A 24,965-nucleotide genomic window follows, 5' to 3' on the forward strand; every position below is an offset into this window, starting at 1 on the left:
CCTCGGGCGCGGCACCGTGGCCCGAACCCGCCGCGCGGCGCGGGACGTCGGCCGGGTACGGCGCCGGGCGGCCCGCGCCCGCCCGCCGCCGCCCGGCGGGAGGCCGCGTTCCCCCGTGTCCCCTCCTCCGTACACCCCCATACGATGGGACGAAAGGCTCATCTGAGGAGGCAGGACGTGGCGGAGGCCCAGGACAAGCAGGACGCGCCGAGCGCGCAGGACGCGCCGGCCGGACAGGACGCGCAGGACAAGCCCATCAAGCAGCGCAAGAACGGGCTGTACCCCGCGGTCTCCGACGAGCTGGCCGCCGTCATGAAGTCCGGCTGGGCCGACACCGAGCGCACCGGGCTGGAGCCGATCGCCCAGGCGTCGTACGCGGCCGCGCGCCGTGCCGCGCTGTCCGCGCGTTTCCCGGGCGAGCGGATCGTGGTGCCCGCGGGCAACCTGCGCACCCGCTCCAACGACACCGAGTACCCGTTCCGCGCCTCGACCGAGTACGTCCACCTCACGGGCGACCAGACCCAGGACGCCGTGCTGGTCCTGGAGCCGCTGGCCGGCGGCGGGCACGAGGCGACCGCGTACCTGCTGCCGCGTTCGAACCGGGAGAACGGCGAGTTCTGGCTCGACGGCCAGGGCGAGCTGTGGGTCGGCCGCCGCAACAGCCTCACGGAGGGCGAGCAGCTGCTCGGCCTGCCCTGCAAGGACGTCCGCACCGTCGCCGACACGCTGCGCGAGGCGACCGGCCCGGTCCGCGTGGTGCGCGGTCACGACGCGGGCGTCGAGGCGGCGCTCACCGACAAGGTGACCGCCGAGCGGGACGCCGAACTGAAGGTCTTCCTGTCGGAACTGCGGCTGGTCAAGGACGAGTTCGAGGTCGGCGAACTGCAGAAGGCGTGCGACTCCACGGCCCGCGGCTTCGCGGACGTGGTGAAGGTCCTGGACCGGGCCGAGGCCACCTCCGAGCGCTACATCGAGGGCACCTTCTTCCTGCGCGCCCGCGTCGAGGGCAACGACGTCGGCTACGGCTCGATCTGTGCCGCCGGCCCGCACGCCACCACCCTGCACTGGGTGCGCAACGACGGCCCGGTCCGCTCCGGCGACCTGCTGCTGCTGGACGCCGGCGTGGAGACCGACACCCTCTACACCGCGGACGTCACCCGCACCCTGCCGGTCAACGGCACGTTCACGCCGCTGCAGCGCACGATCTACGACGCGGTGTACGAGGCCCAGGAGGCCGGCATCCAGGCCGTCAAGCCGGGTGCGGCCTACCGCGACTTCCACGAGGCGTCGCAGCGGGTGCTCGCCGAGAAGCTGGTCGAGTGGGGCCTGGTCGAGGGCCCGGTCGAGCGGGTGCTCGAACTCGCCCTGCAGCGCCGCTGGACCCTGCACGGCACCGGCCACATGCTCGGCCTCGACGTGCACGACTGCGCGCAGGCCCGCACCGAGACGTACGTGGACTGCACGCTGGAGCCCGGCATGGTGCTCACCGTGGAGCCCGGCCTGTACTTCCAGGCGGACGACCTGACGGTGCCCGAGGAGTACCGCGGCATCGGTGTGCGCATCGAGGACGACATCCTCGTCACCGCGGACGGCAACAGGAACCTGTCGGCGGCGCTGCCGCGGCGGTCCGCCGAGGTCGAGGCGTGGATGGCGGACCTGCGCGCGTGACCCGTCGGGGCCGCCCGCGCGGGTAGCCCGTTCGGGTGGAACTCCCACGGCCGCCGTCCCCCGCTCGGGGGCGGCGGCCGTAGTCCCGTCTACGACGCGTTCAGCAGGACGTCGTCACGCCATTTGAGGACCTTGTCGAAGGCCACGACCGTGCCGTGTCCGGGCCGGTCGTGGAAATGGACGTGGTCCACGAGTGCTTCGATCAGGATGAGTCCGCGCCCGTGCTCGGCGTACTGCCCCCGGTGGGGCGCGTGCCGGCTCGGGTGTCGGAAGCGGTCGCGGGGAAGGCCCGGTCCTGAGTCGGCGACCTCGATACGGCAGCGGTCCCCGTCGATCTGCGCGGTGACGCTGTATCCGGTCGCCGTTCCGGCATGTTCCACGGCGTTCGCACAGGCTTCGGTCAGGGCCACCGACAGGTCGAAGGAGATGTCCGGGTGGACCCCGGCCGTCTCCATCGTCCCGATCAGGAGCCGTCTGGCCAACGGAACGCTCGCAGCCTCGCGCCGCAAATGGAGAGACCACCAGATGCTCATGCTCCAGCCTCCTGGCTGCGGCTCGACATACGGATACGTATTGCCGCGAAGGGCACTCCGTAAGCGTGGTGTTGACGTGATGCCGCTCATTCGGCCGATGCGGAAGCCCGGCGTACCGGTGTAAGGGGACACTCCGTACGCACTACCGCGAGCCGGTCACCCGCCGTGTCCTGCGCGAAGGCCGGGTGAGAGGATGGCGCCCGTCATGGCATCTCCCGCTTCCGCCAGCTCGGTGCGCGCCGGCGCCGGCCTGCGACTGCTCAGGGCCGCGGTGTTCACCGCGGTCTGCGTGGTGCTGGCCGCGGCGGGCCACAGCCTGGCCTCCGGCCGTTCGGTGCCGGTGTGGTCACTGGTGCTGGGGTGGCTGGCGGTCTTCGCGGTGGTCGCTCCCCTGGCGGGACGCGAACGCCGGATGCCGGCGATCGCGGCGGTGCTCGCGGTGGGCCAACTCACGCTGCACGCGGTCTTCAACGCAGGACAGCTGTGCACGGGCGCCGGGACGGCGGCCGCGGGTGGGCAGGGCGGGCAGGGCGCCGGTGCTTCCGGCGGGCTGCTGGACGTGGCGGCGCGCCTGGTGTGCGGCAGCCACGCGGCGGCACTGACCCCGCAGGGCGCACGGCACATCGTCAGCCAGGCCGGCCTCGACCCGTCCGCGCTCGCCGGGCCGTCCGGTGCCATGCCGGGCATGTCCGTGCCGATGGCCTCCGGGGCCATGGCCCACTCCCTGTGCTCGCTGCCGATGGTGCTCGGCCACCTGCTGGCGGCCGTCGTCGCCGGCTGGATACTCCGGCGCGGCGAGGCCGCCCTGTGGCGGCTGGCCCGCGGGGCGTCCGGGCTCGCGGCGGTGCTGCGCCGGGCGTTCACGCTCCTGTCCCGGCTCACCGCATGGGTCCCGTCCTCGGGCGCGGCCTGCCCGCCGCCCGCGCCGCGGGCCCCCCACCGCACGGTGTGGCTGCGCCACACGGTGGCGCGGCGCGGCCCGCCGCGGGTCGTCCTGGCGGCCTGACGCGCGACGTCCTCCACGGGTGAGGTGACGTCACCGCGCAGGCCCGCCCTGCTCCTCCCCCGCGTCGCACGGCACGTCAGCGCCGTGCGCGCCCCGCGCCGTGGCCGGGCCGTCAGGGCCGGCTGGGCCGGTCGGGTCCTGCCCGGCCGCACGCCCGCGACGGGCGGCCCGTGTCCGCACGAAGCCCCGCACCGGGTGCGGGCGTCGGCGTCGCGCCGGCCGCCCTTCCGGGCCGGGTGCCGCCGCGAGCGGATGCCGGACGCGTGTGACGCGACGCGTGGCCACGCCCGCCGCGCACGCGTGGCGGCGTCGCGGACGGGAGGAGCGGTTCGGCCCGCCGGCACGTGGCCGGGCTCAGGCCCGGTCCCGCGCGGGCGGCGGTTCGTCACCCGATCCGACCTGACTCACCGTGGAGACATCACTGCCATGAGCGGTACCCCCACCTCTTCCCGTACGCCGCTGCGCACCCGCGCCGCGGCCGTCGCCGCGTTCGCCGGCGGCGCCGTCCTGCTGTCCGCCGTGCCCGCCTTCGCACATGTGACGGTGCAGCCGTCCACCGCCGCGAAGGGGAGCTACAGCACCGTCTCGTTCAAGGTGCCGAACGAGCAGGACACGGCGTCCACCGTCAGGATCGAGGTCAACCTGCCGGCCGACCACCCGATCGCGTCGGTCTCGCTGCAGCCGGTCCCGGGCTGGACGGCCAAGGTCACCACGTCGAAGCTGACGACCCCGCTGAAGACCGACGACGGCACGGTCGACCAGGCCGTCACCAAGATCGTGTGGAGCGGCGGGAAGATCGCGCCGGGACAGTTCCAGCAGTTCCCGGTCTCGTTCGGCCCGCTGCCGGACGACACCGGCTCGCTGGTGTTCAAGACGCTGCAGACGTACGACAACGGCGACATCGTGCGCTGGATCGAGGTGCCGCAGGCCGGGCAGGCCGAGCCGCAGAACCCGGCACCGAGCCTGACGCTCACCGCGGCGTCCACGGCGGCCTCCGGCACCGCGTCCGGCACCGCGGGCACCCCCGCGGCCGCGCCGGCCGGCGACGCGTCGAAGGACGGTACGGGCCCGGCCACCGCGGCGGCGGGCAGTTCCAGCGACGGCACCGCGCGGGGCCTGGGCATCGCCGGCATCGTCATCGGCGCGGCCGGTGTGGCGTTCGGCGTGCTGGCCGGCCGCCGGCGCTCCCGCGACGTCCAGGGCGGCACCGGCACCGGCGCTTCGGCCTGACCGTTCCGCCCGGCCGTCCCGCCGGCCCGTCCGGCTGACGCGTCCGGCTGACGCGTCCGGCCCCACCGCCGGACCCTCCGATCCGCTCTCAACCGCCGGGCGGCCGCCGCACCACGCGGCCGCCCGGCCCTCAGCGAAGCGACAAGGACCTTTCATGCGCACCCCCTCCCTGCCCGGCGCCTCACCGCGCGGCACCTCCCGCCGCACCGCGGTGAGGGTCGCCGCGGCCGCGCTCACCGCCGCCTGCGCCCTGCCCCTGGCCGGCTGCGGGAGTTCGGGCTCCGGCTCGTCCGCCTCGGGCGCGGACTCCGGGAACGTCGCCGACATCTCCTCGGGCGGCGCCGCCAAGGCCGGCACCCTGCTCGACACCCCGTTCGCCAAGCCGGACCTCACCCTGACCGACAACCACGGCAAGCCGTTCGACCTGGTGAAGCAGACCACCGGCCACCCGACCCTGCTGTTCTTCGGCTACACCCACTGCCCCGACGTGTGCCCCACCACCATGAGCGACCTGGCGCTCGCCAAGTCCCGGCTGCCCAAGGCCGACCAGGACAAGCTGCGGGTGGTGTTCGTCAGTTCCGACCCCGAGCGCGACACCCCGGCCAGGCTCGACGAGTGGCTGGGCGCGATGGACAAGAGCTTCATCGGGCTGACCGGGAAGTTCTCCGTCATCCAGGCCGCCGCGCGGTCCGTGGGCGTCGGCATCGACGCCCCGGTGAAGGAGAAGGACGGCAGCGTCACCGTCACCCACGGCGCCGAGGTGCTGGCGTTCTGGCCCAAGGACGACAAGGGCCACGTGCTGTACATGTCGGGCACCACGGCCGAGCAGTACGCGCACGACCTGCCGAAGCTGATCAGGAGCGAGGCCCCGTGACGACCCGTCGCAAGGTCGCAGGCGCGGTGACCGGCGCCGTCGCGGGCGGCGCGGTCGTCGCGCTGGCCGCGGCCGTCGGCCTCGGCGGCTGCTCGGCGACGAGCGCGTCCGCGCACGGCAGGGGCCCGGCGAAGCTGGCGGTCGACGGCGGCTACCTGCCCCAGCCGCTCCTCACGGACCTGGCCGCCGCGTACCTCACCGTCGTCAACAGCGGCGGCACCGCGGCCGAACTCACCTCCGTGACCACGCCGCTGGCCGCGCACGTCACCCTGCACACCACCCAGGGCACGACGATGCGCCAGGTGGAGTCGCTGACGGTCCCCGCCGGCGGCCGGCTGACGCTGGGCACCGGCGGCGACCACCTGATGCTGGAGAACCTGACCCGCAGGCCCGCGGTCGGTGACACCGTTCCGCTGACCCTGCACTTCTCGCACGCCACGCCCGCCACCGTGACGGTCACCGTGCCCGTGCGTCCGACGACCTACCAGCCGAAGGACTGACGAGCCGATGAACCCACGGTCGTACGTGCGCTCCTCCGCCGCCCGGTTCGCCGCCCTCGCGGTGGCGGTGCTGGCCCTGCTGCTCGGCACCGCCGTGCCCGCGTCCGCGCACGCGGCACTGATCGGCACCGACCCCGCGTCCGGGTCGGTGGTGGCCACGGCGCCGCAGCGCGTGGTGCTCACCTTCTCCGAGGGGGTGCTGCTGTCCGCCGACTCGCTGCGGGTGCTCGACCCGCGCGGCACGAACGTCGCGACGGGCACGCCGGGCCACGCGGACGTCGCCGACTCCGGGTCCACGGCGACCGTCGCCCTGCGCCCCGGGCTCGGCGACGGCACGTACACCGTGGCGTGGCGGGCGATCTCGCAGGACAGCCACCCCGTCGCGGGCGCGTTCACGTTCTCGATCGGGACGGCCTCCCGGACCTCCGTCGACCTGTCGGGCGTCTCGGCGGTCGGCGGCGGGGCGGCCGCCACGCTCTACGGGATCGCCCGGTACGTCGCCTACTTCGGGTTCGCGCTGCTCGTCGGCGGCTCGGTGTTCCTCGCGGTGTGCTGGCCGCGCGGCGCGCTGCGCCGGCCGCTGCAGCGCCTGGTGGCCGGCGGCTGGGCGGCACTGGTCGCGGCGACGATCGCGCTGATCATGCTCCGCGGCCCGTACGCCGACGGCGGCGGGCTCGGCCGCGCGTTCGACGTGGGCGTGATGCGCGACTCGCTGGAGACCCGGCCGGGCGCGGCCCTGCTGTCGCGGCTGCTGCTGCTCGCGGCGGCCGCGGTGTTCCTCGCGGTGCTGTTCGGCAGCTACGCCAAGCGCGAGGACCCCGAGGAACGCGCCGACCTGGCCTGGGGCCTGGGGATCGGCGGCAGCGTCGTCGCGGTGGGCATCGCGGCGACCTGGGCGATGGCCGAGCACGCCTCGGTCGGCATCCAGCGGCGCCTGGCGATGCCCGTCGACGTCGTCCACCTGCTGTCGATGGCCGTATGGCTCGGCGGTCTCGTCACGCTGCTCGTCGCGCTGTGGGCGCCGTCGCTGGCCAGAACCGCGGTGCCGGCGTTCGCCGTGCGCCGCTTCTCCGCGCTCGCGCTGACCGCGATCACCCTGCTCGTGGCCACGGGCACGTACCAGGCGTGGCGGCAGATCGGCACGTGGCGGGCGTTCACCGACACCTCGTACGGCCGGCTGCTGCTGATCAAGATCGCGCTGGTGTGCGGGCTGGTGGGCGTCGCCTGGTTCTCGCGGCGCTGGACGCACGCGCTCGGCCGGACGACGGCGGCTTCGGCGACAGCGACGGCGGCTTCGGCGCCGGCGAGTGGGAGTGCGGCCGCCGCCGGCAAGGGCGCGGCGAAGGTCGTCGCGCAGGCGGGGGTGCAGGCGGGGACTCAGGCGGGCTCAGGGACGGCCACGGACAAGGGTGCGGTGAAGGCCGCCGCCGGGGCCGAGGCCGTGGAAGGGGCCGCGGGCGAGGCCGCCGCCGGTGACACGGCGGGCGCCGCGACGGCGACCGCGACGGCCGGCGGGGACGGCCGCGACGCCGACGGCGCGGACGAAGGCGCCGGCGCCGGGCTGCCCGAGGGCGTCGACCCCCGGCGGGCGGCCCAGTTGCGCCGCCAGCAGGCGGCTCGCAGCGCCGCGCAGGCGCGGAAGGCCCAGGAGTCCGACCCGGCACGCGGCGCACTGCGCCGCTCGGTGCTGGTGGAGGCGGGCATCGCCGTCGTGCTTCTCACGGTGACCACGATCCTGTCCGGTTCGCAGCCGGGCCGGGCCGCGGAGGAGCAGAAGGGCCTGGCCGTGGCGCCGCCCGTACCGTCGGCGGCGTCGGCCGCCGTGCCGGGCGAGGTGGCGCTGTCGGTCCCGTACGACACGGGCGGCCCCAAGGGCGGCGGCACGGCCGCGTTCAGCCTGGCGCCCGGGCGGGCGGGCGTGCCGAACGAGATCCACCTGGAGCTGACGGCCGCGGGCGGCCTGCCGGCCGACGTGCCCGAGGTGCGCCTGGCGTTCACGCTCCCCGCCCAGCGCCTCGGCCCGATCCAGGTGCCGCTGGTGCGCCTGGGCGCTGGCCACTACGTGGCCACCAAGGTCCAGTTGCCGCTCGCCGGGACCTGGCAGATGGCGCTGACGGTCCGCACGTCCGACATCGACGAGGTGACCGAGACGAGGAACGTGAAGGTCGGATCATGAGCACGCTCGACGACGGCACGCCGCGCACCGCCGGCGACGCGAGGCCGGGTGGCGCGTCCGGCCCCGGAGTGCCGGGCGCCGGTGCCGGGTTCAGCCGGCGGCGGCTGCTCGGCACGGCGGGTGCGGCCGGCGCCGCGGGCCTGGTGGCCGGCGGCGCGGCCGGCGCCGGGATCGCGGCGGCGGCCGAGGACCGGCCGGCCGCCCTGGCCTCGGTGGGCGCCGCGCACATCCCGTTCGAGGGCGCCCACCAGGCGGGCATCGTGGAGCCGGCGCAGGCCCGCGGGCACCTCGTCGCGTTCGACCTGGCGCCGGGAGCCGGCCGCGGCGCCGCCGCCGCGCTGCTGCGGCGCTGGTCCGACGCGGTGCGGGAGATGACGCGCCCGGGCCGTCCCGGCACCCCCGCGGTCTACGACGACCAGGTCGCCGACGACGCGGGACCGTCCTCGCTGACCGTCACCTTCGGGTTCGGCCGCACCTTCTTCGCGCGCACCGGCCTGACCGCGCGGCTGCCGGAGGCGCTCGCGCCGCTGCCGGACTTCCCCGCCGACGCGCTGGACCCGCGGCGCAGCAACGGCGACCTGTGGGTCCAGATCGGGGCGGACGACGCGCTGGTCGCCTTCCACGCGCTGCGCGTGGTGCAGCGGGCCGCGGCGGGCACCGCGGCGGTGCGCTGGCAGATGAACGGCTTCAACCGCACCCCGGGCGCGACCGCGCGGCCCAGGACGGCGCGCAACCTGATGGGGCAGATCGACGGCACGAACAACCCGAAGCCGTCGGAGCCGGACTTCGCCCGCACGGTCTTCGTGCCGGCGGCCGGGTCCGCCGCCTCGGCCGCGGCTTCCGCCGCCGGTGGGGGCGGCACCGGGACGTCGCCCGCGTGGATGGCGGGCGGTTCGTACGCGGTGGTCCGGCGGATCCGGATGCTGCTGGACTCCTGGGACCACCTGCCGGTGGCGCGCCAGGAGAAGGTGATCGGGCGCCGCAAGTCCGACGGCGCCCCGCTGTCCGGCGGCACCGGGACGACCCCGGTGGACCTGGAGCGGATCGGCGCCGACGGCGCGCTCGCGATCGCGGGCGACGCGCACATCCGGGTGGCGGCGGCGGCGAGCAACAGCGGTGCCGCCATGCTGCGGCGGGCGTTCTCGTTCCACGACGGGATCGGCACCGACGGCACGCCCGACGCCGGGCTGCTGTTCATCGCCTGGCAGGCCGACCCGATGCGCGGCTTCGTCCCCGTCCAGCGCAAGCTCGACGGGGCCGACGGCCTGTCGCGTTTCCTCCGCCACGAGGCGAGCGGCCTCTTCGCCGTGCCGGGCGGCGCGGGACCGGGCGAGTACGTGGGGCAGTCGCTGCTGGAAGGGTGACGGACGGGGCCGGGGCGGGGTCGTGGCGCGGTCGAGGGAGGCCCGCCGGAACGGGTGCGGGCGTCCCGGTTGCGGGGTGGCGGGCGGTCCGCGGCCGTTAGGCTGACGGTATGTCGCCGGCGAGTCGCTACACCTATCTCGGTCCTGAGGGCACGTTCACCGAAGCAGCGCTGCGTACGCTGCCGGAGGCCGCCACGCGCGAGCTGGTGCCGATGGTGTCCGTGCCCGCCGCGCTCGACGCGGTGCGCAGGGGCGACGCGGGCGGCGCGCTCGTGCCGATCGAGAACTCCGTCGAGGGCGGCATCACGGCCACCCTGGACGAGCTGGCGTTCGGCGAGCCGCTGATGATCTACCGCGAGGTGCTGCTGCCGATCGCGTTCGCGCTCCTGGTCAGGCCGGGTACGGCGCTGGCGGACGTGAAGACGGTGACGGGGCATCCGGCCGCCCAGGCGCAGGTGCGCAACTGGAAGGCCGAGCACCTGCCGGAGGCGCTGTGGGAGTCGGCCGCGTCCAACGCGGACGGCGCGCGGCTGGTGCAGGAGGGGCGGTTCGACGGGGCGTTCGCAGGCGAGTTCGCGGCGCCGACGTACGGTCTGGAGCCGCTGGCCACCGACATCCACGACGCGGCCAACGCGACCACGCGCTTCGTGCTCGTGGGCAAGCCCGCCCGGCTGGCGGCCCCGACCGGCGCGGACAAGACGTCGGCGGTCTTCTGGCTGCGCGACGACCACCCCGGTGCGCTGCTGGACCTGCTGCAGGAGTTCGCGATCCGCGGGGTGAACCTGATGCGGATCGAGTCCCGGCCGACCGGCGAGGGCCTGGGCCGGTACTGCTTCTCGGTGGACGCCGAAGGCCACCTGACCGACCGGCGGGTCGGCGAGACGCTGATGGGTCTGAAGCGCCGCTGTCTGAATGTAAGATTTCTTGGTTCGTATCCCCGGGCCGACGAGGTGGCGCCGAAGGTGGGCCGCGGGGCGACGGACGTGGAGTTCACCGGCGCCTCGGACTGGCTGAACCGCACGCTCGACGGCCGCGGCTGACGGGCGCCGGCAGCGGCTGTCCACCCGTGTCCACCGCTGTCCACGGAGTTATCCACAGGCCCATCCGGCTGCCTGTGGGTAACGTGCGGACAAGTCGACACGAGACTCGGACCAAGTCGACAAATAGGTACACAGGCACCATCCAGCACCAGAGCGGTGCAGGTCATCCCGTGTCAGCCCAATTCTCTCGGGCAATCCTTGCGAGGGAACAGTTCTCACTCCAAAGAGAGTGTGAGCCGCGTTTGGGCGGGGAATCCATAGCCGAACACCGGCCCGGGGAAATGATCTCCGCACTTCTCCACAGATCTTCCCCACACCCTGTGGACAAGGTGCGGAAAGTCTTCCGCAGCCTGTGGATAACTCCGGCCCCAGGGTCCCCGTCCGGCTTGATCAACTCCGGTTCTCCACAAGCCGGATGCCCCGGGGGAGGGACCGGCCGAAGTGGGTTGACCAGGGATTTTTCATGGTCATTTCCGGGCGTTTTTCGCTTTACCCGGCAAAGCGGACAAAGATCGCATTACGCCCCTAAGTTGTCGCGTCCGGGGCCCTCGCGCCGGTAGCCTGTAGCCGTGATTGACCTTCGCCTGCTTCGTGAGGACCCCGACCGTGTGCGCGCGTCGCAGCGCGCCCGTGGAGAGGACGTCGCGCTCGTCGACTCCCTCCTCGCCGCCGACGAGCGGCGCAGGACCTCCGGTACCCGCTTCGACCAGCTGCGCGCCGAGCAGAAGCAGCTGGGGAAGCTGATCCCCAAGGCGCAGGGCGAGGAGAAGGCCGAGCTGCTGCGGCGCACCAAGGAGCTCGCCGACGCGGTCAAGGCCGCCGACACCGAGCAGCAGGAGGCCGCCGACGAGGCCCAGCGGCTGCTCCTGCAGATCGGCAACATCGTCCACCCGGACGCGCCGGTCGGCGGTGAGGAGGACTTCGTCGTCCTGGAGCAGCACGGCACCCCCCGCGACTTCGCCGCCGAGGGGTTCGCCCCGCGCGACCACCTGGAGCTCGGCGAGCTGCTCGGCGCCATCGACACCGAGCGCGGCGCCAAGGTCTCCGGCTCGCGCTTCTACTACCTCACCGGCGTCGGCGCGCTCCTGGAGCTCGCGCTGGTCAACGCGGCCATGGCGCAGGCCACCGCGGCCGGCTTCACGCCGATGCTCACCCCCAACCTGGTCAAGCCCGCAGCGATGGCCGGCACCGGCTACCTCGGCCAGGTCGAGGACGACGTGTACCGGCTGGAGAAGGACGACCTCTACCTGGTCGGCACCTCCGAGGTCCCGCTGGCCGCCTACCACATGGACGAGATCCTCGAGGCGAACCGGCTGCCGCTGCGCTACGCCGGCTTCTCGTCCTGCTACCGGCGCGAGGCCGGTTCGTACGGCAAGGACACCCGCGGCATCTTCCGGGTGCACCAGTTCGACAAGGTGGAGATGTTCGTCTTCACCACGCCGGAGGAGGCCGAGGCCGAGCACCAGCGGCTGCTGGCCTGGGAGAAGCAGTGGCTCAGCTCCCTGGAACTGCCGTTCCAGGTGATCGAGCTGGCCTCCGGCGACCTGGGCGCGTCCGCGTCGCGGAAGTTCGACTGCGAGGCGTGGATCCCCACGCAGGGCAAGTACCGCGAGCTGACGTCGACCTCCAACACCGACTCCTTCCAGGCCCGGCGCCTCAGCGTCCGGGTCCGGGACACCGGCGGCACCCGCCCGCTGGCGACGCTGAACGGCACGCTGTGCGCGGTGACCCGGACGATCGTGGCGCTGCTGGAGAACCACCAGCAGGCCGACGGCTCGGTCCGGGTGCCGGAGGTCCTGCGGCCGTACCTCGGGGGCCGCGAGGTCCTGGAGCCGCTCGCCGCCGCCGCGGCCAAGTGAGCGCCCCCACCGGGTCCGCCGCCGGGCGGCCCGCCGCGTCCGGCCGCCCGCTGCCGTACCGGCTGGTCGCCACCGACCTCGACGGCACGCTGCTGCGCAGCGACAACACCGTGTCGCGGTCCTCGCGTGACGCGCTCGCCGCCGTGACGGCGGCGGGCGCCGCGCACCTCATCGTCACCGGCCGCTCGGTCCCGTGGACCCGGCACGTGCTGGACGACCTGGGGTACCGGGGGCTGGCCGTGTGCGGTCAGGGCGCGCAGGTCTACGACGCGGGCGCGCACCGCCTGCTGACGTCGGTGACGCTGGACCGGCAGCTGGCCGGGCTGGCGCTGGCCAAGATCGAGGCCGAGGTCGGCCCGGTCGCGATAGCCGCCAGCCGGGACGGCCTGAGCGGCGAGGTGCTCGTCGGCGAGGGGTACGTCTACCACCCCGAGCTGCCGGTCATCCACATGGCCGACACCACCGAGCTGTGGGCCGAGCCGATCAACAAGATCTACATCCAGCACCGCGGGCTGGGCGACGACGGCCTGGCGCGCGCCGCGCAGGCCGCGGCCGGCGACCTGGTGGGCGTGACGATGGCGGGCGAGGGCATCGTCGAGCTGCTGCCGCTGGGCCTGACCAAGGCCACCGGCCTGTCCCTGGCGGCGCGCCGCCTGGGTGTGACGGCCGCCGAGACCATCGCCTTCGGCGACATGCCCAACGACGTACCGATGTTCGCCTGGGCCGGGTACGGCGTGGCCATGGCCAACGCGCACCCCGACCTGAAGGCGGTCGCGGACGAGGTCACGCTGTCCAACGACGAGGACGGCATCGCGGTCGTGCTGGAGCGGGTCTTCGGCGCGGTGGCCTGACCCGTCAGCCGGACCGTTTCACGCGGGCGGCCTCGCCCCGGGCCGGCCGGCGGGAGGGCAGCGGCGAGGTCACCGCGTGGCAGCACAGCCCGATCAGGACCGCCGTCAGATGGCCGAGGTCGGTGAACGAGCCCTTCCGCAGCAGCTGGGAGGTGAAGAACCCCAGCACGCCCAGCAGGTAGAGCCAGCGCCAGGGCCGCGGCACCCGGTAGGCGAGCACGCCCACCACGCCGGCCAGCCCGTAGCTGACCCCGATGTCGATGGTGTCCGCGAGCGAGCGCGGCAGATGGTCGTGGCGGATCCCGAAGAACACCGCCTTCTGGCTGACCAGGGTGGCCCCGACATGGGCGAGGGTGGCGACGAACAGCCACCGCGCGGTCCCGAGCCAGCGTTCCGCGGTCGCGTGCACCAGCTCGAACAGGGCGGCGTAGAACAGCAGCCCGGACGGCGTCTCGATCCAGAACGCGCTGGCGACCAGTACGCGGACCGGGTGAGTGTGCAGTTCGACGAGGTTGGTGCTGACGTGGTGCAGCAGGTACAGGCGCAGGCGCGGGGACAGGCCCGCGGCTATCGAGGTGGTGACGGCGAGGACCAGCAGCCACACATGGGTGCCGGGCGCCGAACGGACCCAGCCGGCGACGGCACGGAGCGCTCCGCGGGCGGTGACGCGGCGCCGCAGCGCGGCGGCCCGGGGGAACACACGGCCCGGCGGGGGCGGGGAGGTCTCCTGGACTTCTGGGGCCACGCCTCAGTCTTAACCGGCGGCCTGTGAGCCCGCTGGGTGAGCACACCCCCGGGCCCACTGCCGCCGTCCGGGTGAACGTGGGCCGCGCTCACTCCTCCCCGGCGAGCTTGAGCGTGGCCAGTTTGCGCACCGCGAACCAGGTGGCCGCCGCGGTGACCAGCACCAGCAGCACCACTCCGGTGGTCAGCGACACGTCGGAGGTGACCGCCGAGCCGGCGCTCAGGTGCTGGGCGACCGCCAGCGACCACTGCTGGACGCTCAGGGTGCGGGCGCCGGGCACCACGTTGCCGATGACGCCCTCCCACACCAGCGCGTAGACCAGCCCGACGACCACCGCGTGCCGGGTGATGACGCCCAGCATCAGGAAGATCGCGGAGTAGGCGACGGAGGCGACGGCCGCGGCGACGGCGAACGCCACCGCGAGGCGCTGCCCGTTGCCGTTGAGCACGAATCCGGCGAGCAGCGTCGGGATCGCGCAGAACGCGATGCTCACGGCCATGGCCACCAGCAGCTTGGTGCTGATGATGGTGGCGCGCTTGATCGGCTTGGCCAGCAGGTAGACGATCGAGCCGTCGTCGATCTCCGGCCCGATGGCGCCGGTGCCGGCGATCACGCCGATCAGCGGCACCATCGCGCTGAGCGCGAAGCCCTGCAGCAGGTTGGCGGTGGTCGTGTCGTCCTGGCCGGCGAGCGCGCGGACCGCGCTGACGATGACCAGCAGCAGCAGCGGCAGCGCGAGCAGCAGCAGGGCGCGGCGGCGCCCCAGCAGGGCGCGGTAGGTGAGCCGGCCGACGGTCGCGTGGTAGATCCCGGCCTGGACCGGCGCCAGGGCCGGCGGGTTCGGGGTGTGCACTCCGGCGGGGCCGGCAGCGGTGGTGGACATGCGCGCGGCTCCTTACGCCGTGACCAGGTAGGAGAAGACGCTCTCCAGGGACTCGTCGGACGGCGAGACCGTGAAGAGCCGGATGCCGTGGTCGCGGGCGATCCGGGGCAGGAACTCGGTGAACGCGGCGAAGTCGACGGCCTGGATGCGCAGCGCCTTCTCCGTCCAGTCCAGTTCGATGCCGGCCGTCGAGGCGTGGGCGATGAGCACCGACGCCAGCTGCCGGTCGTCGCTGGAACGGACCAGGTAGCGGTGCGGGCGGTCGGTCATCAGCCGGCGGATCTTGCGGAAGTCGCCGGACGCGGCGTGCCGGCCCGCCACCACCACCTCGATGTGGTGCGCGAGTTGCTCGACCTCCTCCAGGATGTGGGAGGAGAACAGCACGGTGCGGCCCTCGGCGCCCATCCGCCGGAGCAGGTCCATCAGGTGCAGCCGCTGGCGGGGGTCCATGCCGTTGAACGGCTCGTCCAGCAGCAGCACCGACGGGTCGTGGACCAGCGCGGACGCCATCTTGGCGCGCTGCCGCATGCCCTTGCTGTACGTCTCGATGCGCCGGTCCTGCGCGTACTCCATCTCGACGGTGGCCAGCGCCCGCTGGGCGGCGGCGCCCGGGTCGGGCAGGCCGTGCAGCTCGGCGTTGGCGACGACGAACTCGCGGGCGGTCAGGAAGTCGTACATCGACTCCCGCTCGGGCACGATGCCGATCTGCCGGTAGGCCTGCTCGTTGCGCCAGATCGCGGCCCCGTCGAGGGTGACCGCGCCGGTGGACGGGGACAGGAACCCGGCCATCATGTTGATCAGGGTGGACTTGCCGGCCCCGTTGGGCCCGAGCAGCCCGGTCACGCCGGGGCCGATGGACATGGTGATGTCGTTGACCGCCACCACGTTGCCGAACCAGCGCGACGCCTTGTCGATGCCGATCGTCGTCACGACAGGCCCACCTTCCGGTAGCGGCGCATCAGCAGCCCGAAGCAGGCCGCGACGACCCCGAGCAGGATCAGGAGGTACACCAGGCCGGCCCCGGCGTTCGGCGGGCCGGACGCCTCGGGGAACGCGGACTGCGCGCCGAGGAACCAGGTCTGGAAGCCGTCGATCAGGGTGATCGGCGAGAACAGGCCGAGCCAGCCGATGACGTCGTAATTCTCCTGGCTGGCGGCGACGCCCTGGACGCTGGACACCGCACCGTAAGAGATGACGAACACGGCGATGATCGCGGCCACGCCGAACCCGCGGCGGGGGGTGACGGCGGCGATCACCAGCCCTATGCCGGCGAAGAGGAGGGAGAGCAGGACGACGGACACCAGGCCCTTCGCAAACCCGGCGGTCTGGTCGCCGAAGTCGAGCTTCGCGAGCAGCGCGCCGACGTAGAGGATGAGCAGCGGAAGCGCGGTCAGCAGGAACAGCGCGGTGGCCAGCGCCGCGAACTTCGCGGCGACGTAGTCGATCCGCTCGATCGGCCGCGAGAAGTACAGCGGGGTGGTCTTGAAGCGCAGGTCGCGCGAGACGGACTGCGGCGCCTGCGACGCCACGAACAGGGTGATGACCGCCTGCAGGATGACCGCGTAACGGGTGTACGCGACCGGCAGGTGGGTCATGTGCGTGAAGACCGTGACCGCCACCATGATCAGCGCCGGCGCGCACATCGCGCCCAGCAGGATCATCGGCAGCACCTTGGACTTGGCACTGCGGCCCAGCCCGTACGCGCCGCGCAGGCTCTGGCTGAACAGCGACTTGCGGGCATAGGCCCGGCCCAGGCGCGGGCCCTCGTACTCGCGGTAGCCGATGTTGTGGATGACGTCGGTGGGCGACGCCCCGGGTGCCGCGGGCGGCGGGCCCGGGACCGCTGCCACGTCAGGCTGCGTCACGGCCGTCTCCTTCCTGCGCGGTTCCCGCCGCGGCCGGGGTCGTGCCGGCCCCGTCGCCGGCGTCGGTCTCGTCGGTCTCGTCGGTCTCGTCGGTGAACAGTTCGGCGATGCGGTGGCGGCGCTGCTCCATGCGGGCCAGGCCGACGCCGAGTTGGGCCACCGCGTCGCGCACCAGGTCGTAGGTGCCGTCGTCCGCGATGTCGACCAGCAGCAGGTGGCCGCTGGCCTGCACGGTGAGCCCGGCCGCGTCGAGCATGGCGAGCAGGTCGTGCTCGCGGTCGGTGACCTCGACCGCGAGCGAGGCGGTGGCCTGGGTGAACTCGCTGGTGGAGGAGGCCCGCAGCAGCTTCCCGCCGTCGATGACGACGATGTGGTCGCTGGTGCGCTCCAGTTCGCCGAGCAGGTGCGAGGTGACCAGCACCGAGATGCCGAAGTCGGTGTGGACGCGGCGGATCAGGCCCAGCATCTCGTCCCGGCCGGCCGGGTCCAGGCCGTTCGTCGGCTCGTCCAGCAGAACCAGCTTCGGGTCGTGCACCAGGGCCTGCGCCAGCTTCACGCGCTGCTTCATGCCGGTGGAGTAGCCGCCCATCGGGCGGTACCGCTCCTCGTACAGGCCGACGTGCCGCAGGGTGTCCGCGGTGCGTTCACGGGCCGCGGTCGGCGGCAGCCCCGACATCCGGGCCATGTGCACGACGAACTCGGTCGCCGACACGTCCGGCGGCAGGCAGTCGTGCTCGGGCATGTAGCCGACGAGGCCGCGGATCTCGGCGCCGTCGGTCGCCACGTCGAGTCCGAGCACGCGTGCACGACCCTCGGTGGCCGGGGACAGCCCCAGCAGGATCTTGATCAGGGTCGATTTGCCGGCCCCGTTGGCCCCCACCAGCCCGGTCACGCCGGGGGTGACGTCCACGGTCAGCCGGTCGAGAGCGGTCACCCTCGGGTACCGCTTGCTCAGGCTTTCGGTAGCGATCACAGTCACGGGACGACCGTAGTGGCCCGCGCCACACCCGTGGATCCGTCGGGAGTCTCTTCTTCACGTCGTCCTGCGGGCTGACGTCCCGTAGGGGTCCCGGCCCGGAGGAGGAGCCCAGGTCGGGTGGTCGACCGGGCGCCGGGGACCGGTCCGGCCGCCCGGCGGGTTTTCCACAGGCCGACCGGGGGCCTTGACCCTCCCATCGACGGATGTCACATTGATCCGTGTCATCGTCGTGCGGGGCTTGAGGGCGGGTGAGGACCGTGGAGGACGTGAACGGCCCGGAGGAGCCGGGCGGGCCGGAGGAGCGGTACGTGACCGGCGCCGACGGGGTACGGCTGTGCGTCGCGGAGTACGGCGACCCGTCGCTGCCCACGGTGGTGCTGCTGCACGGCTACCCGGACAGCAAGGAGGTCTGGTCCGGCGTGGCCCTGCGGCTGGCCGGCGGCGAAGGCGGCAGCGGCGGCAGCAACGGCAACGGCCCCTCCGCCCGCGCCTTTCATGTCGTGCTCTACGACGTGCGCGGGCACGGCCGTTCGGCCGCGCCCGAACCCCTGCGCGGCGGGTTCACCCTGGAGAAGCTGACCGAGGACTTCCTCGCGGTGGCCGACGCCGTCAGCCCGGACGAGCCGGTGCACCTGGTCGGGCACGACTGGGGCTCGGTGCAGGGCTGGGAGTTCGCGACGGTGCCCGCGACCGCCGGCAGGATCTCCTCGTTCACCTCGATCTCCGGGCCCTGCCTCGACCACTTCGGCCACTGGATCCGCCGCCGGGTGCGCCGCCCGACCCCGCGGCACGCGGCCCAGGTGCTCGGCCAGGGCGCCAAGTCCTGGTACGTGTACGCGCTGCACACGCCCGTCCTGCCGGAGCTGGCCTGGCGCGGCGTGCTCGGCCGGCAGTGGCCCAAGCTGCTCGCCCGCGTCGAGAAGCTGCCCTCCGACGGCTATCCGACCGCCTCCCTCGGGGAGGACGCGGCGCACGGCGCCTGGCTCTACCGCGACAACGTCCGCAAGCGGCTGGGCAGTCCGCGCGACGACGCCTTCGCCCACGTGCCGGTGCAGCTGATCACGCCGACCGGCGACGCGTTCCTGTCCGAACGGCTCTATGACGACCTCGACGCCTGGGTCCCCGAGCTGACCCGGCGCACCCTGGACGCCAAGCACTGGGTACCGCGCTCCCGGCCGGACCAACTGGCCCGGTGGATCGCCGAGTTCGCGACCGCCGCCGAAGGGGGGCAGGCACTGCCCGGCACAGGGGTTCGGGCAGCGCCGGCTCCCGCCACCGCCGGGACGGGCCGCAGGACCAAGGGGAAGGACGGCACCGGGAGGACCGGCGTGCTCGGCAAGGCGCTGCCCGCCGCGCGCGAGCGGTTCGCCGGGCAGCTCGTGCTGGTCACCGGCGCGGCCAGCGGGATCGGCCGCTGCACGGCCCTGGCCTTCGCCGAGGCCGGTGCCCGCGTAATCGCCGTCGACCGGAACGCCGAAGGGGCCGAGGAGACCGTCGAGTCGGCACTGGCGGCAGGTGCGGCCGGGGCCTGGGCCGAGGTGGTCGACGTCTCCGACGGGGAGGCGATGGAGCGGCTGGCCGCCCGCACCGCCGAGGCGCACGGCATCCCCGACGTGGTGGTGAACAACGCGGGCATCGGCCTGGCCGGCCGCTTCCTGGACACCACGGCCGAGGACTGGAAGCGGGTCCTCGACGTCAACCTGTGGGGCGTCATCCACGGCTGCCGCGCGTTCGGGAGCCGGATGGTCGAGCGCGGCCAGGGCGGCCACATCGTCAACACCGCCTCCGCCGCGGCCTTCCAGCCCTCGAAGTCGCTGCCCGCGTACAGCACCTCCAAGGCCGCGGTGCTGATGCTCAGCGAGTGCCTGCGGGCCGAACTGGCGCCGCACGGCATCGGCGTGACCGCGATATGCCCCGGCCTCGTCGACACCCCCATCACCCGCAGCGCCCGGCACGCCGGGGTCGGCGAGGAGGAGCAGGAGCGGCGAAGGGCCAAGTCGGCCAGGCTCTACCGGCTGCGCAACTACCCGCCGGAGAAGGTCGCCAGGGCGATCGTGCGCGCCGTCCGGCAGGACGCGGCGGTGGTCGCCGTGACCGCGGAGGCCCGCGGCGCCCGGCTGCTGTCCCGGCTGTCGCCCCGGGCGCTGCGCGCGCTCGCCCGGGTCGAACCGCCGCTCTGACCCGCTCTGATCCGCGCCGACGCCGGGACGCCGCGGTCCGGAACCGCCCCGGCGCCCCACCGGCCCGCTTCTTGATGGCCCCGCCCACCCCCCGCTCGTCCCCCCATCGGCAAGGAGGCCGATCCATGAGTCACGCGATCAAGCCGCGCCGGGTGTCGTTCGACTGGAAGCGGACGCCGCTGCACTGGATCCCCGGCGAACCGACCGCCACGCACGTCATCAACGTGCTGCACCTGCTGCTTCCGGCGGGCGAGCGCTGGTTCGTGAAGGTGTTCAAGGAGGCACTCCCGCTGGTGACGGACGAGCGCCTGCTCAAGGACGTCAAGGGCTTCATGGGTCAGGAGGCCACCCACAGCGTCCAGCACGCCTACGTGCTGGAGCACCTGGCCGAGCAGGAGCTGGACACCACCGCGTACACCCGGCACGTGGAGTGGATGTTCGACGTGCTCCTCGGTGAGAGGCCGCCGCTGGGCATACCCGTCCCCCGCCGCGAGTGGCTGCGCTTCCGGCTGTCGCTGATCGCCGCGATCGAGCACTTCACCGCGATCCTCGGCGACTGGGTGCTGGACGCGGCGGCGCTGGACGAGGCCGGCACGGACGAGGTGATGCTCGACCTGCTGCGCTGGCACGGCGCGGAGGAGGTCGAGCACCGGGCGGTCGCCTTCGACATGTACCAGCACGCCGGCGGCACGGGCGCGGTGCGCTACCTGCGCCGCGCCGAGGGCATGGTGTGCGCCTGGCCGGCCCTGGTCTACCTGTGGATCGTCGGCGCCCGCTTCCTGCTGCACCACGACCCGCAGCTGGACGGCGGCCGGTACCGCCTCAAGGACCACCGGGCCGCCGCACGCCGCGGGCTGCTGCCGTCCTGGGCCTCGCTGAACGCCGCGATGCCCCGCTACCTGCGCCGGTCGTACCATCCGTCCCAGGAGGGGTCGCTGCGCAAGGCCGTCGAGTACCTCGCGGCGTCCCCGGCCGCCCAGGCGGCCGCGGGCCGGCCGGCCGGGCGCACCACCGCCTCCTGACCCGCGGGGACGAGGGAGGAGTGAGGGCGTGACCACCGGCGAGCAGCCCGGCTACCGGATCGAGGACCTGTCGCACCTGAGCGGCACGACGGTCCGCACGATCCGCGCCTACATCGACCGCGGGCTGCTCCCGAAGCCCGAACGCCAGGGCCGGGCCAACGTGTACGGGGACACGCACCTGGCCCGGCTGCGGCAGATCGCCGACCTGCTGGACCGCGGCTACACCCTGGCCAGCATCAAGGAGCTGCTGGCCGCGTGGGACGCCGGGACGGGGCTCGGCGGGGTCCTCGGCTTGGTCGACGAGGTGGACCGGCCGTGGTCCGACGAGCAGCCGGCACGGATGACCCTGGAGGAGCTGACCGCCGCGTTCCACGGGATCACCGACCTGGCGGCGATCGAGGAGGCGGTGCAGCTCGGCGTCCTGGAACCGGTGCCGGACGGCGACGGGGAGTTCCTCGTGCCGAGCCCGCAGGAGCTGGCCGTCGCGGTCGAACTGCACGCCGCGGGCGTGCCGATCACCGCGATCACCGGCCACCTGCGGGAGTTGCGGGAGCAGGTCGAGCACATCTCGGAGCGCTTCCTGGAGTTCACCACCGAGTACGTCTTCCAGCGCTTCCTGCACCACCCGCCGAGCGAGGAGGAGGTCGCGGAGGCGGCCGGCCTGGTCCGGCGGCTGCGGCCGCTGGCCCAGCAGACCGTGGACGCGGAGCTGGCGCGGGCGATGCGGATGCGGGCCACCGAGCACATCCGGCGGCACCTCGGCGGTGCGGGCCTGGCCGCGCCCCTGTCCGGCTCGCCGTCCGCGCCGGCCGGGGACCCGGCGGTCCCCACCGCCGCAGGCTCGGCCCCGAACACCGTCCCAGCCGTCCCCGTCGTCCCAGCCGCCCCAGCCGCCCTCGTCGCCCCCGCCGTCCCCGTCGGCCTTCCCCCGGCCACCGTCGAGGCGGTGCGCGCCCTGGTCGGGCCGGATCGGCTCGCCGCGTTCGTGGCCGCGGCGGCGGACCGCGAGGTCGCGGCACGCCGCATGGACGCGCTGGCCGGCGAGCACGCCGACCAGCGCGCGGACGAGGGCACCAGGGGCTCCGGCCCGGGCCTCGGCGTCAGGCCGTGACCGAGCCGTGCCGGGGGTTGGTCCAGCCGTGGGCCCCGGCGAGGGGCACGGCCCTGCTCACGGGCGTCGCCTGGGCCCGCGACCGGTGACGGTGATCCGGAAGGCCGGGTGGTCGGCCGGGTCGGGCAGCGCCTCGAACGTGCGGGTGACGTTCGGCATCGTGCCGAACTGACGCAGGTACTCCTGGACCAGGCCGGGCAGTTCCCCGGCCGGGACCTCCTCCGCGGTGAACTCCTCGGTGGCGCCTCCGCGGGTCAGCCGTCCGGAGCCCGAGGCGCGCAGGTTGCGCGACCACTCGGTGTCGCCGTAGGCGGCCATCAGGTACTCGTGACCCTCGTGGCCGAGGACGGCCACCGGCGTCGAGCGCCAGGTGTCCGTGGTCCTTCCCGGCACCGACAGGAGGCTGACGACCCGCGGCTTGAACAGCCGGGCCATCCGCCCGCCGATGACCCGGGCCGCCCACGGCGGACGCAGATAGTGCGTGGCGGTCATGAGTGCTGCCTCCTCCGGTACGACGGGCGGCTTCCCCGCCTGCACGGGAACGGCGTACGGGCCCGCGCGGACCCTTCAACGTTAGACATCGAATGATGAGGAGTCAAACGTTTCGACATCTATGCACGATGCTACCCTTCCGGTATGCAACCGCTCAGGATCCCCACCGGCCTCCACCTCGGCAGGACCGCCCGAGCCGTGAGCAGGGCGTTCGACGACGCGCTCGACCAGGCCGGCGGTTCGCTCCCGGTGTGGCTGATCCTGCTCAACCTCAAGACCGGGCGCCCCGGCAACCAGCGCGAGCTCGCCGCGGCGGTCGGCGTGCGCGACGCCACGCTGACCCACCACCTCAACGCGATGGACGCCCGCGGCCTCGTCACGCGCAGGCGCGACACGGCCAACCGCCGCGTCCACGTGGTCGAGCTGACGGAGGAGGGCGAGGCGGCGTTCCTGCGGCTGCGCGACGCCGCCATGGACTTCGACCGGCGGCTCAACGCCGGCCTGAGCGACGCGGAACGCGACACTCTGGACGCCCTGTTGTCCCGCCTGGCGGCCAACGTCGGCGACGCTCCCGCGGACGACGACGCCACCCCGCCGTGGCCGGGCTCGGCCGGCCACGGAGGCGAACCGGCGCCACACTGACCCACCACCTCGACGCGATGGCCGCCCGCGGGTCAGTCGAGGACGATCCAGGTCTGGCCCGGGCGGAGCAGGAAGGTCTTGCCCTGGTAGGTGTAGGTGGTGCCGGAGGAGGCGTCGGGGCGGCTCCACGTCACGGGGAACGCCTTGCCGTCGCGCAGGATCGTGCCGCTTCCGGAGCCGACGGTCACGCTGAACGGCTCGCTGACCCGGCCGCCGCCGTTGGTGTCCACGAAGCCGCCCGGCGAGTCCGTCACCTTGACGTGCTGGATGATCACGTTCTGGGGGTGGGCCGTGGCCGTGTCCCGGCCGTCCATCACGACGGTGTAGGACGACGGCGAGGCGTTCCACGTGAAACGGAAGGACGCGGCGGGCAGGGCGGCGCGGGTCACCGTCGCGTTGCTGCCGCCCGGCGGCAGCGCGCCGAACCGGAACCCGACGTCCTTGGCCGTGGAGGCGCCGTCGGTCAGGCCGGGAGTGCGGACGAACAGGTTGTGCGGCGCCGACCGGTCGCTGGTGCGGACGTACGCGCCGGGCTTCTGCGCGGGCGACACGTTCACCACGTCCGCCTTCTTGAGCACCGGGAGGAACCCGCTGACCGCCCCGCTGTACGCGAACGCCGGCTTGCCGTACGCCGACAGCACCTGCAGGTCGGTCTCCCGCGCGCTGCGCACCGGCCCGATCTCCGCCGGCTTGTCCTTCCCGCCGTACACCGCGATGAAGCGGCTGAGGCCGCCCTCGACCCGCTCGACGTACACGACGTCCGCCTGGGCCAGGCCGACCGCGGGCCGAGCGGGCCCCACGTTGTCGATCTTCACCGCGAGCAGCGGCCCCGCCGCCCCCGCTTTCCCCGTCAGCGGATCCACTCCGCCCGTCCCGCCCCCGGACCCCCCACCGCTCCCTCCGACGATCGCCCCGATCCCGATCCCGCCGCCCACCAGCACCACCACGGCCGCGATCCCGGCCGCCACCTTCCCCTTCTTCTCCACCGCCGGCCTCCTTCGCCCACCACGCGCCCCTCGCCTCGCACTCCCCTCGAGCCTAGGCGCAATCTGGACATTCCCGCCTTTATCACCAGGACGCCGCACAGCCCCGCCCGGTTGCGAACCGACGGATGCGACCGCCCCGGCCGGGGTCGGCGAACGGATCGAGCGGGGGACGATGACGACGCCGGCCGGGCCGCGTTCACGGCCCGGCCTGACGTTTCCCGGGTCAAAGGCCGATGAGCCCGATCCGCTGTCCACACAGGCGGGTCATGTCGTCGATGTCCGACGTCAGGATGACGACGGGTCCGGGCTGCCGAAGGGCGGCCTCGGCGACGGTCGCGTCGATGGCGTACTTGCGACCGTGAAGGCCTGCCACCTCGAGCAGCCGCGCAGCTTCCTTGGCGGTCTCCTCGGTGACCGGCTCCACCTTGACCCGCGACAATGCCCACTGGAGCCGCGGCATGTTCACGCGGGAGTGGCTGACCTCCACGATGCTGTTCGCGCTGATGACCAGATCAGCGCCCATCCCGTGGAACACCTTCAGCAGGCCCAGGACCTTGCGGTCCTGGGCGACCCAGGCGGACAGTCCCTCGCTGTCCAGAACCACGGATTCGATGGGCTGACTCACGCGGCGCTCGCACCGCCGGAGGACTCCGTCGCTCCGGCGACACGGGCTCGGGCCTCAGCCAACTCCTCTTCGCTGAAAGAGCCGTGCTCGTCTTCGTAGCTCCTGAGATCGGCCCCGAGCAACTGGTGCCTGATCTGACGGGCGACCGCTTCGGCCACGTAGCCGGAAACGTTGTCCGTGAGCTTTTTCAGCTCTGCCACCTGCTCGGTCGGCAGCGTGACCGTGATCCTGGTCGTCTCACCCATACGGCGAGCATACCGCGGTATGCACGCAGGGGTCCTCCTCGTCGCCCGCCGAACGTGCGGAGGGGCTGGAGGGCCGGGCCGGGAACGTA

24 protein-coding genes are annotated in these 24,965 nt (G+C 73.6%); 14 read left to right on the forward strand and 10 right to left on the reverse strand.

Annotated features, from left to right (window positions below):
• Window positions 1–255: 255 nt before the first annotated feature.
• Complete coding sequence (locus tag BMW99_RS06100; RefSeq protein ID WP_407640267.1) at window positions 256–1,668, forward strand: aminopeptidase P family protein; 1,413 nt, start codon at window positions 256–258, stop codon at window positions 1,666–1,668.
• Window positions 1,669–1,757: 89 nt separating this feature from the next.
• On the opposite strand, the gene BMW99_RS06105 is transcribed toward BMW99_RS06100, so the two are convergent.
• Window positions 1,758–2,201: an ATP-binding protein gene (locus BMW99_RS06105; RefSeq protein WP_069467376.1), complete on the reverse strand. Its 444-nt coding sequence runs from the start codon at window positions 2,199–2,201 to the stop codon at window positions 1,758–1,760.
• Window positions 2,202–2,406: 205 nt separating this feature from the next.
• On the opposite strand from BMW99_RS06105, the gene BMW99_RS06110 reads away from it, so the two are divergent.
• The 9 genes from BMW99_RS06110 (at window position 2,407) to BMW99_RS06150 (ending at window position 13,101) form a co-directional block, all read left to right on the forward strand.
• Window positions 2,407–3,207 (forward strand): hypothetical protein, encoded by an 801-nt coding sequence (locus tag BMW99_RS06110; protein WP_075016383.1) that lies wholly within the window; start codon window positions 2,407–2,409, stop codon window positions 3,205–3,207.
• Window positions 3,208–3,633: 426 nt separating this feature from the next.
• Complete coding sequence (locus tag BMW99_RS06115) at window positions 3,634–4,437, forward strand: YcnI family copper-binding membrane protein (protein ID WP_079139101.1); 804 nt, start codon at window positions 3,634–3,636, stop codon at window positions 4,435–4,437.
• A 154-nt stretch (window positions 4,438–4,591) separates the two neighbouring features.
• Window positions 4,592–5,311, forward strand: coding sequence for an SCO family protein (locus BMW99_RS06120; RefSeq protein WP_079139102.1), 720 nt, complete (start codon window positions 4,592–4,594; stop codon window positions 5,309–5,311).
• A complete protein-coding gene (locus BMW99_RS06125) occupies window positions 5,308–5,811 on the forward strand; it encodes a copper chaperone PCu(A)C (RefSeq protein WP_069467482.1) in 504 nt (167 codons plus the stop codon). The genes BMW99_RS06120 and BMW99_RS06125 overlap by 4 nt, the downstream gene beginning before the upstream one ends.
• A 7-nt stretch (window positions 5,812–5,818) precedes the next feature.
• The gene (locus tag BMW99_RS06130; protein ID WP_075016384.1) at window positions 5,819–7,987 is read left to right on the forward strand and encodes a copper resistance CopC/CopD family protein; all 2,169 of its coding nucleotides are present in this window, start codon (window positions 5,819–5,821) and stop codon (window positions 7,985–7,987) included.
• A complete protein-coding gene (efeB, locus tag BMW99_RS06135) occupies window positions 7,984–9,351 on the forward strand; it encodes an iron uptake transporter deferrochelatase/peroxidase subunit (protein ID WP_079175954.1) in 1,368 nt (455 codons plus the stop codon). The genes BMW99_RS06130 and efeB overlap by 4 nt, the downstream gene beginning before the upstream one ends.
• A gap of 110 nt (window positions 9,352–9,461) precedes the next feature.
• Window positions 9,462–10,391: a prephenate dehydratase gene (gene pheA, locus BMW99_RS06140; protein ID WP_069465408.1), complete on the forward strand. Its 930-nt coding sequence runs from the start codon at window positions 9,462–9,464 to the stop codon at window positions 10,389–10,391.
• A 569-nt stretch (window positions 10,392–10,960) separates the two neighbouring features.
• Entirely contained in the window at window positions 10,961–12,250 is a 1,290-nt protein-coding gene (gene serS, locus BMW99_RS06145; RefSeq protein ID WP_075016385.1) for a serine--tRNA ligase, read from the forward strand.
• Complete coding sequence (locus tag BMW99_RS06150) at window positions 12,247–13,101, forward strand: HAD family hydrolase (protein WP_069466921.1); 855 nt, start codon at window positions 12,247–12,249, stop codon at window positions 13,099–13,101. The genes serS and BMW99_RS06150 overlap by 4 nt, the downstream gene beginning before the upstream one ends.
• A gap of 4 nt (window positions 13,102–13,105) precedes the next feature.
• Here BMW99_RS06150 and BMW99_RS06155 read toward each other — a convergent pair whose 3' ends face one another.
• The 5 genes from BMW99_RS06155 to BMW99_RS06175 all read right to left on the reverse strand — a co-directional run bounded on the left by BMW99_RS06155 (window position 13,106) and on the right by BMW99_RS06175 (window position 17,573).
• On the reverse strand, window positions 13,106–13,846 hold the full coding sequence (locus tag BMW99_RS06155; protein WP_176735698.1) for a rhomboid-like protein: 741 nt from the start codon (window positions 13,844–13,846) through the stop codon (window positions 13,106–13,108).
• Between the two features lie 88 nt (window positions 13,847–13,934).
• On the reverse strand, window positions 13,935–14,654 hold the full coding sequence (locus BMW99_RS06160) for an ABC transporter permease subunit (RefSeq protein WP_069466925.1): 720 nt from the start codon (window positions 14,652–14,654) through the stop codon (window positions 13,935–13,937).
• 87 nt (window positions 14,655–14,741) lie between these two features.
• Window positions 14,742–15,659: an ABC transporter ATP-binding protein gene (locus BMW99_RS06165; RefSeq protein ID WP_069466923.1), complete on the reverse strand. Its 918-nt coding sequence runs from the start codon at window positions 15,657–15,659 to the stop codon at window positions 14,742–14,744.
• Window positions 15,656–16,579, reverse strand: a complete 924-nt coding sequence (locus BMW99_RS06170) for an ABC transporter permease subunit (protein WP_069466926.1) — start codon at window positions 16,577–16,579, stop codon at window positions 15,656–15,658. Before BMW99_RS06170 ends, BMW99_RS06165 begins: the two co-directional genes overlap by 4 nt.
• A gap of 1 nt (window position 16,580) precedes the next feature.
• Window positions 16,581–17,573, reverse strand: a complete 993-nt coding sequence (locus tag BMW99_RS06175) for an ABC transporter ATP-binding protein (RefSeq protein WP_075016386.1) — start codon at window positions 17,571–17,573, stop codon at window positions 16,581–16,583.
• Window positions 17,574–17,839: 266 nt separating this feature from the next.
• Between BMW99_RS06175 and BMW99_RS06180 the strand changes: the two genes are divergently transcribed.
• From BMW99_RS06180 to BMW99_RS06190, 3 genes are all read left to right on the forward strand, one after another.
• Entirely contained in the window at window positions 17,840–19,753 is a 1,914-nt protein-coding gene (locus BMW99_RS06180) for an SDR family oxidoreductase (protein ID WP_075016454.1), read from the forward strand.
• A 125-nt stretch (window positions 19,754–19,878) separates the two neighbouring features.
• Window positions 19,879–20,775, forward strand: coding sequence for a metal-dependent hydrolase (locus BMW99_RS06185; RefSeq protein ID WP_075016387.1), 897 nt, complete (start codon window positions 19,879–19,881; stop codon window positions 20,773–20,775).
• A 28-nt stretch (window positions 20,776–20,803) separates the two neighbouring features.
• On the forward strand, window positions 20,804–21,886 hold the full coding sequence (locus BMW99_RS06190; protein ID WP_079175956.1) for a MerR family transcriptional regulator: 1,083 nt from the start codon (window positions 20,804–20,806) through the stop codon (window positions 21,884–21,886).
• Window positions 21,887–21,943: 57 nt separating this feature from the next.
• Here the strand turns inward: BMW99_RS06190 and BMW99_RS06195 are convergent, their stop codons facing one another.
• Window positions 21,944–22,378, reverse strand: coding sequence for a nitroreductase/quinone reductase family protein (locus tag BMW99_RS06195; protein WP_075016388.1), 435 nt, complete (start codon window positions 22,376–22,378; stop codon window positions 21,944–21,946).
• Between the two features lie 144 nt (window positions 22,379–22,522).
• On the opposite strand from BMW99_RS06195, the gene BMW99_RS06200 reads away from it, so the two are divergent.
• Window positions 22,523–23,020: a MarR family winged helix-turn-helix transcriptional regulator gene (locus tag BMW99_RS06200; protein ID WP_069467417.1), complete on the forward strand. Its 498-nt coding sequence runs from the start codon at window positions 22,523–22,525 to the stop codon at window positions 23,018–23,020.
• Between the two features lie 32 nt (window positions 23,021–23,052).
• Here BMW99_RS06200 and BMW99_RS06205 read toward each other — a convergent pair whose 3' ends face one another.
• The 3 genes from BMW99_RS06205 to BMW99_RS06215 all read right to left on the reverse strand — a co-directional run bounded on the left by BMW99_RS06205 (window position 23,053) and on the right by BMW99_RS06215 (window position 24,876).
• A complete protein-coding gene (locus tag BMW99_RS06205) occupies window positions 23,053–24,006 on the reverse strand; it encodes a DUF3048 domain-containing protein (protein WP_177226059.1) in 954 nt (317 codons plus the stop codon).
• A 223-nt stretch (window positions 24,007–24,229) separates the two neighbouring features.
• Window positions 24,230–24,631 carry a PIN domain-containing protein gene (locus BMW99_RS06210; protein ID WP_069463997.1) on the reverse strand — a complete coding sequence of 134 codons (402 nt, stop codon included), beginning with the start codon at window positions 24,629–24,631 and terminating at the stop codon, window positions 24,230–24,232.
• Window positions 24,628–24,876 (reverse strand): type II toxin-antitoxin system CcdA family antitoxin, encoded by a 249-nt coding sequence (locus BMW99_RS06215; protein ID WP_069463996.1) that lies wholly within the window; start codon window positions 24,874–24,876, stop codon window positions 24,628–24,630. The genes BMW99_RS06210 and BMW99_RS06215 overlap by 4 nt, the downstream gene beginning before the upstream one ends.
• Window positions 24,877–24,965 lie beyond the last annotated feature (89 nt).

It is taken from the genome of Actinacidiphila rubida (assembly GCF_900110255.1).
Lineage (GTDB): Bacteria > Actinomycetota > Actinomycetes > Streptomycetales > Streptomycetaceae > Actinacidiphila > Actinacidiphila rubida.

Bases quoted from the DNA above. Each gene is read 5' to 3' on its own strand.
- pheA (WP_069465408.1), top strand. From the start codon at position 9,462: ATGTCGCCGGCGAGTCGCTACACCTATCTCGGTCCTGAGGGCACGTTC.
- BMW99_RS06115 (WP_079139101.1), top strand. From the start codon at position 3,634: ATGAGCGGTACCCCCACCTCTTCCCGTACGCCGCTGCGCACCCGCGCC.
- BMW99_RS06215 (WP_069463996.1), bottom strand. From the start codon at position 24,876: ATGGGTGAGACGACCAGGATCACGGTCACGCTGCCGACCGAGCAGGTG.
- efeB (WP_079175954.1), top strand. From the start codon at position 7,984: ATGAGCACGCTCGACGACGGCACGCCGCGCACCGCCGGCGACGCGAGG.
- BMW99_RS06200 (WP_069467417.1), top strand. From the start codon at position 22,523: ATGCAACCGCTCAGGATCCCCACCGGCCTCCACCTCGGCAGGACCGCC.
- BMW99_RS06185 (WP_075016387.1), top strand. From the start codon at position 19,879: ATGAGTCACGCGATCAAGCCGCGCCGGGTGTCGTTCGACTGGAAGCGG.
- BMW99_RS06130 (WP_075016384.1), top strand. From the start codon at position 5,819: ATGAACCCACGGTCGTACGTGCGCTCCTCCGCCGCCCGGTTCGCCGCC.
- BMW99_RS06120 (WP_079139102.1), top strand. From the start codon at position 4,592: ATGCGCACCCCCTCCCTGCCCGGCGCCTCACCGCGCGGCACCTCCCGC.
- BMW99_RS06105 (WP_069467376.1), bottom strand. From the start codon at position 2,201: ATGAGCATCTGGTGGTCTCTCCATTTGCGGCGCGAGGCTGCGAGCGTT.
- BMW99_RS06195 (WP_075016388.1), bottom strand. From the start codon at position 22,378: ATGACCGCCACGCACTATCTGCGTCCGCCGTGGGCGGCCCGGGTCATC.
- BMW99_RS06110 (WP_075016383.1), top strand. From the start codon at position 2,407: ATGGCATCTCCCGCTTCCGCCAGCTCGGTGCGCGCCGGCGCCGGCCTG.